The sequence below is a fragment of the Catenulispora pinisilvae genome (assembly GCF_015356865.1).
Taxonomy (GTDB): Bacteria; Actinomycetota; Actinomycetes; order Streptomycetales; family Catenulisporaceae; genus Catenulispora; species Catenulispora pinisilvae.
The window spans coordinates 1-10720 of record NZ_JAAFZA010000310.1; the positions used below are offsets into that span (position 1 = coordinate 1).

Sequence of the window (10720 nt, forward strand, 5' to 3'; positions counted from 1 at the left end):
GGGGGAGGTCCAGCGGTTGGAACTTGCTGATGTCGAAGGCCGGTGCCGCCGCCGCGGCGGCAGCCGGGGCTGGGGCTGCGGGCTTCTGGAACCCTTGTGCGGCCGTCGGTTGGGGCGGCGGGGTGGGGGTGTGCAGGCCGTTGGCCACCATCACCAGTCCGACGCACAGTCCCAGCGAGATCGCCGAGGCCGTCAGGACGCCGCGCGCCGAGATCTCGCGCTGCGGCTTCTCGTTTCCGGCGCCGCCTCTTTTGCCGCCAACCAAGCGCTTCATGCCGTGTCTCTCGCAGTGTTCTCGGTCGCGGTCATGTAGCTGGAGTGATCCCCGGCTACTGATCTCTGGCCACTGATCTCCGGTCTTAGCGCGCCCCGAAAAATCCCCGGGGCGCGCTCGACCCAGATGGTGCCGAAAGCTGAGGCTCAGCCTCAGCTCTCGCTGCCCGCGCGGCGGCGGCGCAGCATCAGCGCGCCGGCGCCGACCGCGCCCAGCAGGCCCACGCCGCCAGCGATCTCGCCGGTGTTGACGCCCTGGCTGGTGCTGCCCACGCCGGTGCGCATCGCGCCGTGCGGGTGCCGGCGGTGCTGGTCGCCCATGCCCTGGCACATCCGGGCGGCGGCGGAGGCCGCGGAGTTGGCCTTGGCCTTGAGGTTCTCGGCGTTCTGCTCCTCGGCCATGCCGGGGTGGCCGCCGGCGGCCCACTGCTTCTTCAGGTCCGCGACGGCGGCGTTGAAGTCGTGCTCCGCCGACACGGCGGCGGCCACCGCGGTCGCGCAGGCGCTGCGGTGCGGCGCGGTGGCGGCGTGGGCCGCCGGGGCGGTCATCACGAAGCCCGCGGTCAGCACGGCGGCGGCGGTCACGGTGGTCTTGATAGAGCGCATCTTTAAGCCCTTTCGTCCACGGTCCGCGGCACCTGGTGCGCCGCTGCTGGATCCCCGTGTCACGAAACAGGCAATAGCCGCTATCGGGGCGAATGATGCGCGAAGTCTGATGATCGAACTCGTGGATGATCGCATCCGGCCTCGGAAAACCCCAGGTCAGACGGCTATTTAAGGGGATCTTCAGGTTCTGGTATTCCGGCGCCCGAACGGGTGAGACTGACCTGAGAGGGACCTGACACTAGCCTGAGAAACGGTGCCCCCGGTCCCATCAGAGCCCTGTCGGCACGGCCCCCGCCTCACGCCTCCCGCAGCTGCCGGAAGAACCCCCGGATGTCCCCGACCAGCAGGTCAGGCACCTCCATCGCGGCGAAGTGCCCGCCCCGGTCGAACTCGGTCCATCGGACGAGACGCTCGCTCCGCTCGGCACGGTGTCGCAGAACGATGAAATTCTCCGCCGGGAAGCACGCCAGCCCGGTGGGCGTCCGTGACGGCTCCGGCGGCGAGCCCCAGTACGGCGCGTGAGCGCGTTCGTAGTAGATGCGGGCGGACGAGCCGGCGGTTCCGGTGAGCCAGTACAGCATCACGTTGGTCAGCAGGTGGTCGCGGTCGATGGCGTCGTGACCGATGAGGCCGCCGTCGACGGCGTCGCCGGTGGTGCCGCGAACCGTGCCCTCGACGTCGTCCTCCGCACGACCGCGGGAATCGGTCCACTCCCTGAACTTCTCGGCGATCCACGCGAGCTGCCCGACCGGCGAATCGGTCAGCGCGTAGGACAGCGTCTGCGGGCGGGTGGACTGAAGGTCGGCGTAGCCCTGCTTCTCCCGCAGCCAAGCCTCGGTCCGCTCCCACGAGGCGATCGTCCGCGCCTGCTCCGCCGGACTCAACGCGGCCAGTTCCTCCGGCGTGGGCTCCGCCGACGCCGCCGCACCCGGGATCAGGTTCAGATGCACCCCGAAGACCTGCTCCGGGAACAGGCGGCCCAACTCGCGCGAGATCGCCGAACCCCAGTCGCCGCCTTGGGCCCCGTAGCGCTCATAACCCAGGCGGCGCATCAGCTCCGCGAAGGCGCGCGCCACCCGCAGGTGGTCCCAGCCGGGTTCGCGCGTCGGGCCGGAGAAGCCGAAGCCGGGGATGCTCGGCAGGACCAGGTGGAAGGCGTCGGCCGGGTCGGCGCCATACGCGCGCGGGTCGGTCAGCGGGCCCGTGATGTGCTCGAACTCGGCGATGGAGCCGGGCCAGCCGTGGGTGATGATCAGCGGGGTGGCGTCCGGCTCGGGGGAGCGGAGGTGTGCGAAGTGGACCGTCGTGCCGTCGATCGTCGTGAGGTACTGCGGCCAGCGGTTCAGGCGTGCTTCGGCCGCGCGCCAGTCGTATTCGTGGCGCCAGTAGCGGGCCAGGTCCTGGAGGTAATCGCGGGGGACGCCGTACGACCAGCCGACGCCCGGCAACTCATCGGGCCAGCGGGTGCGGTCCAGACGGGAGCGGAGGTCGTCGAGGTCTGATTCGGGGATCTCGATACGGAAGGGGCGCAGGGACTCGTCGGGCGTCGGCATGGAACGATAATCTCAAGTCCATGATCGATATGGCGAGGGTTTCGGCGGACACCCCGGGGGCGGCGCACCGGGTCTTCCTGAACAGCGCGGGGAGCTCGCTGCCGCCGACACCGGTGCTCGACACGGTGATCGCGCACCTGCGGCGCGAGGCCGAGATCGGCGGATACGAGGCGCTGGACGAGCGCGCCGCGGACCTGGAGGCCGGTTACGGCGTCTTCGCCGAGCTGCTCGGGTGCCGGCCCGACCAGGTCGCGTTCACCGACAGCGCGACCCGCTCCTGGCTCGCGGCGTTCGAGGCCGTGCCCCTCACCGCTGGGGACCGCATCCTGGTCGGGGAGCTGGAGTACGGCGGCAACGCGATTCCGCTGCTGATGCGCGCCCGTGCGGTCGGCGCGTCGGTGGAGGTGGTGCCCAGCGACGGCGACGGCAGCTTCGCCCCCGACGCCCTGGCCGCGATGCTCGACGAGCGGGTCAAGGTGGTGTCGGTGGTCCAGGTGCCCACCAACGGCGGCGTCGTCGCCGCCGACGTGCGGCGGATCAGCGACGCCGCGCACTCGGTCGGGGCGCTGGTGCTGCTCGACGCCTGCCAGGCGGTGGGGCAGCTGGCGGTGGACGCCGAGGCGCTGGACGTCGACGTCCTGACCGGGACCGGGCGCAAGTGGCTGCGCGGGCCACGCGGCACCGGGTTCCTCGTCGTGCGGGACCGGGCGAAGGCCGTGCTGCGACCGAAACTCGCCGACTTGCAGGGCGGCACCTGGACCGGCGCCGAAAGCTACGCGCTGCGCGACGACGCGCGGGTGTATGAGCTCTGGGAGAACGACACCGCCACCCGCCTCGGGCTGATCGCCGCGGCGCGGTACCTGCTGGAGCTGGGAGTCGAGGCGGTCGAGGAGGCGGTGACGCGGCGCGGCGCGCACCTGCGCTCGGCGCTGGCCGAGGTCGACGGGGTGACGGTCCACGATCTCGGCACGCGCAAGTGCGGGCTGGTCACGTTCAGCGTCGACGGGGCCGAGGCCGGCGAGGTACAGGCGGCGCTCGCCGCGCGAGACGTCGCGGTGAGCATCACGCGGCGCTCCTCGACGCTCTACGACATGGATCGGCGAGGGCTCACGGAACTGGTGCGGGCTTCGCCGCATTACTTTGTGGGGGAGGCGCAGCTGGACGCGGCGGTCGGGGTGGTTGCCGAGGTGGCCGCGGGGGCGCGGGGTAGGGCGGCGCGGGCGTAGGGCGGCAGCGCCCGCCCAGGATTCCACTCGTGGGGCAAGCACAGGTTTCCACCCGTAACAACCTGTTCATCCCCCCGCCGCGCCCAATTACCGCCCAGCCCTGGCACGCCCCGTCCGGCGTGGGATCATGGGCGCGTCCGGCAGTGGCTGCCAGCGTTCGTGGAGGTGGTCGGTGGCGTCTTGGGGGATGTTCCCGTCCCGCGGGGTGTGGCGGCGGCCGGCGTTCCGCTGGGTGGACGCCGTCGTGCTGGTCGGGGTGGCGGTGTTGCTGTTCGGGTTGTTGCGGTTGGCGCCTTCGCTGAACGCGCCGTTCCTGCCCAGTCAGGCGCCGTCGCAGGTGTCGACCGATCCGGCGGAGTTGCCGTACTACGCCGTGCGGTCCCTGCTGCGGATGTTCATCGCACTGGTGCTGTCGGTGGTGTTCACCTTCGTCTACTCCACGGCCGCCGCGCGGCTGCCCCGGGCGTCGAAGGCGCTGATCCCGCTGCTGGACATCCTGCAGTCGGTGCCGGTGCTGGGCTTCCTGACGGTGACCGTGACCGCGTTCATCAGCCTGTTCCCGGGCTCGTCGCTCGGCCTGGAGTGCGCGTCCATCTTCGCGATCTTCACCGCGATGGCGTGGAACATGACCTTCGCGTTCTACCAGTCGCTGGTCTCCCAGCCGCGCGATCTGGACGAGGCGGCGCGCATCATGCGGCTCACCAAGTGGCAGCGGTTCTGGCGGCTGGACGTGCCCAGCGGCATGATCCCGCTGGTCTGGAACGGGATGATGAGCTTCGGCGGGGCCTGGTTCTTCCTGGCCGCCTCGGAGTCGATCACCGTCCTGAAGCACACCTACGCGCTGCCGGGCATCGGCTCCTACGTCGCCGCCGCGATGCAGCAGGGGAGCCTGAGCAAGGTCGCGATAGCGATCGTCGTCATGGTCGTGATGGTGATCGCGGTCAACATCCTCTTCTGGCGTCCGATGGTGGCCTGGGCCGAGCGGTTCCGGGCCGAGGAGTCCGCCGCCGCGGACAAGCCGCGCAGTGTGGTCCTGGACCTGCTGCGGCGATCGGTGGTGCCGGCGGCGGTGGCCCGGCCCGCGCGGCCGGTCGGCCGGCTGCTGGACAAGCTCACGCGGCCGTTCGGGCTGGCCGAGCATCCGCTGTCCAAGCCCCTGGTGCGCCAGCGGACCGGGGACGTGTTCTTCGCCGGGCTGGTGACGGCCGCAGTGGCGTTCGGCGCCTGGCGCGCGGTGACCTACCTGCACGTGCGCGGGGACCTGGGCCAGTTCGGCCACGCCTTTCTGCTCGGCGGCGCCACCTTCGGCCGGGTCGTGGTGCTCCTGATCTTCGCCACCCTTATCTGGGTCCCGGTCGGGGTCTGGATCGGCATGAATCCGAAGGTCTCGCGGATCGCGCAGCCGGTGGTGCAGGTGCTGGCCAGCTTCCCGGCGAACCTGCTGTTCCCGTTCGCGACCGCCTTCTTCGTCGCCACCGGGATGAGCCTGAACATCGGCGGCATCCTGCTGATGGCCCTGGGCGCGCAGTGGTACATCCTGTTCAACGTCATCGCCGGGGCCAGCGCGATCCCCTCCGACCTGCGGGAGGCGATGCAGCTGATGGGCGTCGGCGGTTGGCTGCGCTGGAAGCGCTTCATCCTGCCGGCCATCTTCCCGGCCTACGTCACCGGCGGGATCACCGCCGCCGGCGGGGCGTGGAACGCCTCGATCGTGGCCGAGGTCGTCAGCTACGGCAAGCACCACCTGGAAGCCTACGGCCTAGGTGCCTATATCGCCTCCGCCTCCGCGAACAGCGACTTTCCCAAGGTGCTGATCGGCGTGGTCGTGATGAGCGTGTATGTGGTCGGAGTGAACCGGCTGTTCTGGCGGCGCCTGTACGCAATCGCCGAGGCGAGGTATTCCCTGTGAGCGCGAAGGAGCCGGCCGTGACCGACGACAACGTCCCGCACGCCGCCGACAACGTCATCGTCGAGGCCGAACACGTCACCAAGACCTTCACCACCCCCGACGGCCGCGCGCTGCCGGTCCTGGACGGCGTCTCGCTGACGCTGCGCGAGGGCGAGATCGTCGCGCTGCTCGGCAAGTCCGGCTCGGGCAAGTCCACGCTGCTGCGCTGCATCGCCGGGCTGATCGCCCCGTCCTCCGGCACCGTCCAGTACCGGGGCGAGCCGCTGAACGGGGCCAACCCGGGCGTGGCGATGGTGTTCCAGTCCTTCGCGCTGCTGCCCTGGCTGACCGTGCAGCAGAACGTGGAGCTGGCGATGCAGGCCCGGGACGTGCCCGAGGCCGAACGGCGCGACAAGGCACTGCGGGCCATCGACCTGATCGGTCTGGACGGCTTCGAGTCCGCCTACCCCAAGGAACTGTCCGGCGGCATGCGCCAGCGCGTCGGCTTCGCCCGGGCGCTGGCCGTGGAGCCGGACGCGCTGCTGATGGACGAGCCGTTCTCGGCCCTGGACGTGCTCACCGCCGCCAACCTGCGCGGCGAGCTTGTGAAGATGTGGGATGGAGGAGCGAGGGAGGGAGCGGGCAAACACAGCCGGGGGTTCCCGACGAAGGCGGTGCTCATCGTCACCCACAACATCGACGAGGCCGTCCAACTCGCCGACCGCATCCTGGTCCTGTCCTCCAACCCCGGCCGCATCCTGGCCGAACTGCGTGTGGACCTGCCCCGGCCCCGCGACAAGCGCGACCCCGGCTATGAGGAACTGGTCGACACCGTCTACGACATCCTCACCGGCCGCGAGTCGGCGCTGGAGAAGGCCGCGCAGATCGCGCCGGCCGCCGTCTCCGCGATGACCCCGGTCGACCTGCCGCTGCCGGCGGCCTCGGTCGGCGGCCTGTCCGGCCTGCTGGAGATCCTGGACGCCCGCGGCGGCCGGGACGGCCTGGCCGAGATCGCCGAGGACCTGAACTTCGAGGTCGACGACCTGCTGCCGCTGGTCGACGCCGCGGTGATGCTGACCATGGCCACCGTCGCCGGCTCCGACATCGAGATCACCGACGAGGGCCACACCTTCGTCGTCTCGGCCACCGACCCGGCCAAGGAACAGTTCGCCCGCCTGGTGGTCCGGCACGCCCCGCTGGTCGGCGCGATCGTCAAGGCCCTGCACGCCACCAAGGACGGCTCGCTGCGCGAAGGCTTCTTCCTGGACCTGCTGCGCCGCGGCTTCTCCGAGGACGAGGCCCGCAACCAGCTGGACATCGCCATCGCCTGGGGCCGCTGGGCCGAACTGTTCGCCTACGACGCCGAACGCGGCGAGCTGATCCTGGAGGTCCCGGAGCCGGTGGTCACCGGCGGCTCGCGGTTGTGAGCGGCGGCGGACGGCTTCGGCGTTCCGCTCACCCGGCCGGATAGAACAGGAACAGCGTGCACCCGGTCACGCTGGTCGGCACATGCCACGAGCCGGCCGGCGCGTGGATGAAGCTCCCGGCGGGATAGTCGCGGGCCCCGTCGTTGAACACACCCGCGACGACGAACACCTCCTCGGGCCCGGGGCTGTGCACGTCATGCTTGGGGAACGCGGTGCCCGGGTCCATCTCCAGGACGTTCGCGTGCGCGCCGTCCGCCCCGCGCCACAACGGACGCAGCCGGATACCGGGGAACAGCTCACGCGTCGGCGCGTCGGCAGTGGCGATGGAGGTGTAGCCGGGCTGGTCGAGAATCTCAGGGTGCATGCCTCCCACGCTGCCGGGTGCCGGCCGCGCGGGACAGAGCCTCGGCGGCCAGCATGGGGTACTTTCTTGCCATGCATCGCGTGGTGGCCCTGGTGCGGCCGGTGCAGTCGACGTTCGAGCTCGGGTGCGCCGCCGAGGTGTTCGGCTTGCGGCGTAACGGGATTGCGCGGCACTACGAGTTCGAGGTGTGCACCCAGACGCCGGGACCGGTACCGACCACCGGCGGCTTTGTGATGCAGGTGGCACAAGGCCTGTCGGCGCTCGACACCGCCGACACCGTCATCATCCCGGGCTGGCTGCCGGTCGACACCCCTTTGCCCGCCGCCGTCCGCGACGCCTTGCTCCGGGCCCACGCCCGCGGCGCGCGCCTCGCCGCCATCTGCTCCGGCGTCTTCGCGCTGGCCCGCACCGGACTGCTCGACGGCCGCGGCGCCACCACGCACTTCGCCCGCGCCGCCCTGCTGCGCCGCGAGTTCCCCGGCGTCCTCGTCGAGCCGGAGCACGCTTACATCGACCACGGTGACGTCGCCACGAGTGCCGGTGCGGGAGCCGGCCTGGAGCTGTGCCTGCACCTCGTGCGCCGCGACCATGGTCCCGACCACGCGGCCTTGCTGGCGCGGCATATGGCGCTTCCTCAGGCGGACGAGGCTTCGCCGAGTAGTCGCGGGGATGGTGGGTTCGACGGCATCCCGCCGCCCGGCGGCGTCCCGCAGTTCGACAGCGTTCCGCGGTTCGACAGCGGCTCACAGTTCGACGGCGTCCCGCAGTTCGACAGCGTTCCGCCATCGCAGGACTCTGTCGACTCGGCCAACTCGCTCAACTCGCTCAACTCTGTCGACTCTGTCGCGAGCCTTCTCACCTGGGCCGCCGAACGCCTCGCCGACCCGCTTTCGGTCGCGGACCTCGCCGCACACCTCGGCGTCTCGCCCCGTACTTTGGCCCGCCGCTTCACCGACCAACTGGGCACCAGCCCCGGCGCGTGGCTGCTGTCCCGCCGGGTCGCCGCCGCCCGCACTCTGCTTGAGCAGACCGATCTCCCGGTCGAGGCGATCGCCACTCGGGTGGGGCTGGCCTCGGCGGTCAACCTTCGCCGCCGCTTCCGCGCGCACGTCGGCACCAGCCCCGGTGCTTATCGGCGAGCGTCCAGGAATTCGCCTCCGGTCTCAACCTCGGCCGCGACGTTCTCCGCCGCCCGCACGAACGCCGCCACCGCGCGCGACGTCGCCTGCTGCGGCCACGCGAGCACGAACTCTGATTCCGGCAGGTCCGCCACCGCCCGGTAGGCGATCTCAGGCCTCGGATATCGCCGGGTCACCGACAGCGGCAGGAAGGCCACGATCGTGCCGATCTCCACCAGCCGCAGGATCTCGGTCAGGTCCGCGACCGTGTGGCGACGCGGCGCATTCGCGCTCGGCCGCGGGTCACCAGTGTTGCCAGTGTTGCCAGTATTGCCAGCGCTGGCAGGGTACTGATCCGCCGCACGTCCGCCGGGCAGCACGTGCCCCGCCAGATCGGCCAGCCGCAGCGTGTCGCGGGCCGCGAGCGGGTCGGCGGCCGCCATCGCCACCAGCGTCGGCTCGCTGAGCAGCGGCACGGCGTCCAGCCCGCGATCGTCGTAGGGGGCCAGCACGATCGCCGCATCGGCCCGGCCGTCGCGCAGGGTCTGGGCCTGTTCGCCGATGCTGACCAGCACCAGCTCGGTCTGGCAGGCCTCCGGTTTCTCGGCGAACGCGGCCAGGATCCCCTGGAGCAGCCCGGCGTCCAGGTCCGCCTTCAACGCGATCCGCAGGCTTGGCGAGGGCTGCCCGGCGTGCCGGGTGCGCCGTTCGGCGGCGGCGACCGCGTCCAGCGCGATGCGTGCGTCGCGGAGCAGGACCTCGCCGGCCGGCGTCAGCTCGACCCGGCGCGTGGTGCGGCGCAGCAGGGTCACGCCGAGTTCGTCCTCCAGTTGCTGCACCGCGCGCGACAGCGGGGGCTGGGTCATGTGCAGGCGCTCGGCCGCCCGGCCGAAGTGCTGTTCCTCGGCGACCGCGACGAAGTACTCCAGGCGCCGCACGTCCAGGCCATTCATGTCCCCACGGTATCAATCGCTGCCGGATCGGACCTTCAGCTGCCGCCGGCCTGCGGATCTACTGGATGTGGGGCGCAGTGCCCCACCCCTCCCCGGAAGGCCCTTCATGATCGTCGTCACCACCCCCACCGGCCAGATCGGTCGCCAGGTCGTCGAGCTGCTGCTCGCGGCGACCGACCAGTCGTCCATCCGGGTCGTCACCCGCGACCCGGCCGCCCTCGATCCGCAGGTCCGCGCCGCCGTCCAAGTCGTCGCCGGCTCCCACCGCGACCCGGCGGTGCTGGACCGGGCCTTCGACGGCGCCGACTCGGTCTTCTGGCTCGTCCCGCCTGACCCGCACGCCTCCGGCACCGCGACCGACCACTACCTGGGCTTCGCGGCTCCGGCGTGCGAGGCGCTGGCCAAGCACCGCGTCCGCCGGGTCGTGGCCGTCACCAGCCTCGGCCACGGCTACCCGCACGACGCCGGCACGCTCAGCGCCGCGTTCGCCATGGACGCCGCCTTCCAGCACAGCGGTGTCGGCTATCGAGGCCTGGCCGCGCCGTTCTTCCTGGAGAACCTGTTCAACCAGACCGCTTCCATCCGCGACAACGGCGAGTTCGCGATGGCACTGGCCGCCGACCGGCCGCTGGCCGCCGTCGCATCCGCCGACATCGCCACCCTCGCCGCCTCTGTGCTGCTCGACCCGGCTTGGGCCGACCAGACGATGCTGCCGGTCACCTGCCCCGAAGACCTCACCCCTGACCGGATGGCCGCGATCATGAGCGAGGTGCTGGACCGGCCGGCGCGCTACCGCCAGAACACTGTCGAGGACTTCCACAAGATGCTGCTCGGGTTCGGCGTCGCAGCGGGCTGGGCACAGGGCGTCGCCGACATGGTGCGGGCGCAGAACGACGGCATCTACGACGCCGAACCACACCTGCCGCCAGCCCACACGCCCCACCTGTCGCAGCCCACGGACTTCCGGGCCTGGTGCGAACAGCAGCTCAAGCCCACCGTCGACGCCGCGTAGCCGCGCCGGAACACAGCGACCCCGGGTCTGGAGCGCGTCTGGAGAAAACCTGAAGCGCCGCGGTCGAGGCTGGAAACATGACCGCAACCGCGACTGAGGCGACGAACGAGCCGACGACGGCACCGGGCCCGCGAGGGCGGCTCCGCATCGCGATCGTCAGCCCCGACATCCTGGCCCGCATCCGCCAGGAGTTCGCCAGCAAAGGCCTGTCGGTGAGCATCGACCGCCTGCCCGCACTGGAACTCACCGTCCAGCCCGGCCCCGGCGCCCCACCCGCCGCCGCTGCACTCGCCGACGCCC

Annotated in this window: 9 protein-coding genes and 2 pseudogenes; 6 read left to right on the forward strand and 5 right to left on the reverse strand. The window is 71.3% G+C overall.

Annotated elements, in window-relative coordinates; genetic code table 11:
- The 3 genes and pseudogenes from IZR01_RS44275 to IZR01_RS44285 all read right to left on the reverse strand — a co-directional run.
- Positions 1 to 274, reverse strand: a pseudogene (locus IZR01_RS44275) (hypothetical protein); the annotation flags it as partial.
- Positions 275 to 426: 152 nt separating this feature from the next.
- Positions 427 to 879 carry a GVDTG sorting domain-containing protein gene (locus IZR01_RS44280; RefSeq protein WP_194899916.1) on the reverse strand — a complete coding sequence of 151 codons (453 nt, stop codon included), beginning with the start codon at positions 877 to 879 and terminating at the stop codon, positions 427 to 429.
- A 296-nt stretch (positions 880 to 1175) separates the two neighbouring features.
- A complete protein-coding gene (locus tag IZR01_RS44285) occupies positions 1176 to 2432 on the reverse strand; it encodes an epoxide hydrolase family protein (RefSeq protein ID WP_194927326.1) in 1257 nt (418 codons plus the stop codon).
- A gap of 20 nt (positions 2433 to 2452) precedes the next feature.
- On the opposite strand from IZR01_RS44285, the gene IZR01_RS44290 reads away from it, so the two are divergent.
- From IZR01_RS44290 to IZR01_RS44300, 3 genes are all read left to right on the forward strand, one after another.
- Complete coding sequence (locus IZR01_RS44290) at positions 2453 to 3658, forward strand: aminotransferase class V-fold PLP-dependent enzyme (RefSeq protein ID WP_228561271.1); 1206 nt, start codon at positions 2453 to 2455, stop codon at positions 3656 to 3658.
- Positions 3659 to 3845: 187 nt separating this feature from the next.
- Positions 3846 to 5567: an ABC transporter permease gene (locus IZR01_RS44295; protein ID WP_194927330.1), complete on the forward strand. Its 1722-nt coding sequence runs from the start codon at positions 3846 to 3848 to the stop codon at positions 5565 to 5567.
- A gap of 17 nt (positions 5568 to 5584) precedes the next feature.
- Complete coding sequence (locus IZR01_RS44300; RefSeq protein WP_194899276.1) at positions 5585 to 6973, forward strand: ABC transporter ATP-binding protein; 1389 nt, start codon at positions 5585 to 5587, stop codon at positions 6971 to 6973.
- 28 nt (positions 6974 to 7001) lie between these two features.
- Here IZR01_RS44300 and IZR01_RS44305 read toward each other — a convergent pair whose 3' ends face one another.
- Positions 7002 to 7337, reverse strand: coding sequence for a cupin domain-containing protein (locus tag IZR01_RS44305; protein ID WP_194899277.1), 336 nt, complete (start codon positions 7335 to 7337; stop codon positions 7002 to 7004).
- A 71-nt stretch (positions 7338 to 7408) separates the two neighbouring features.
- Here IZR01_RS44305 and IZR01_RS44310 point away from each other — a divergent pair, with 71 nt between their 5' ends.
- Complete coding sequence (locus IZR01_RS44310) at positions 7409 to 8620, forward strand: GlxA family transcriptional regulator (protein ID WP_369125518.1); 1212 nt, start codon at positions 7409 to 7411, stop codon at positions 8618 to 8620.
- On the opposite strand, the pseudogene IZR01_RS44315 reads toward IZR01_RS44310, so the two are convergent.
- Positions 8578 to 9408, reverse strand: a pseudogene (locus IZR01_RS44315) (LysR family transcriptional regulator); the annotation flags it as partial. The gene IZR01_RS44310 and the pseudogene IZR01_RS44315 overlap by 43 nt on opposite strands.
- A 106-nt stretch (positions 9409 to 9514) precedes the next feature.
- Here IZR01_RS44315 and IZR01_RS44320 point away from each other — a divergent pair.
- Complete coding sequence (locus IZR01_RS44320) at positions 9515 to 10420, forward strand: NmrA family NAD(P)-binding protein (protein ID WP_194927327.1); 906 nt, start codon at positions 9515 to 9517, stop codon at positions 10418 to 10420.
- A gap of 77 nt (positions 10421 to 10497) precedes the next feature.
- Positions 10498 to 10720, forward strand: a 223-nt coding sequence (locus tag IZR01_RS44325) for a hypothetical protein (protein ID WP_194927328.1), incomplete at its 3' end; no start/stop codon positions are given.

What these genes read in the sequence shown, in the direction of transcription:
- IZR01_RS44320 (WP_194927327.1), top strand. Translation starts at nt 9,515, where the DNA reads ATGATCGTCGTCACCACCCCCACCGGCCAGATCGGTCGCCAGGTCGTC.
- IZR01_RS44290 (WP_228561271.1), top strand. Translation starts at nt 2,453, where the DNA reads ATGATCGATATGGCGAGGGTTTCGGCGGACACCCCGGGGGCGGCGCAC.
- IZR01_RS44310 (WP_369125518.1), top strand. Translation starts at nt 7,409, where the DNA reads ATGCATCGCGTGGTGGCCCTGGTGCGGCCGGTGCAGTCGACGTTCGAG.
- IZR01_RS44285 (WP_194927326.1), bottom strand. Translation starts at nt 2,432, where the DNA reads ATGCCGACGCCCGACGAGTCCCTGCGCCCCTTCCGTATCGAGATCCCC.
- IZR01_RS44305 (WP_194899277.1), bottom strand. Translation starts at nt 7,337, where the DNA reads ATGCACCCTGAGATTCTCGACCAGCCCGGCTACACCTCCATCGCCACT.
- IZR01_RS44295 (WP_194927330.1), top strand. Translation starts at nt 3,846, where the DNA reads ATGTTCCCGTCCCGCGGGGTGTGGCGGCGGCCGGCGTTCCGCTGGGTG.
- IZR01_RS44280 (WP_194899916.1), bottom strand. Translation starts at nt 879, where the DNA reads ATGCGCTCTATCAAGACCACCGTGACCGCCGCCGCCGTGCTGACCGCG.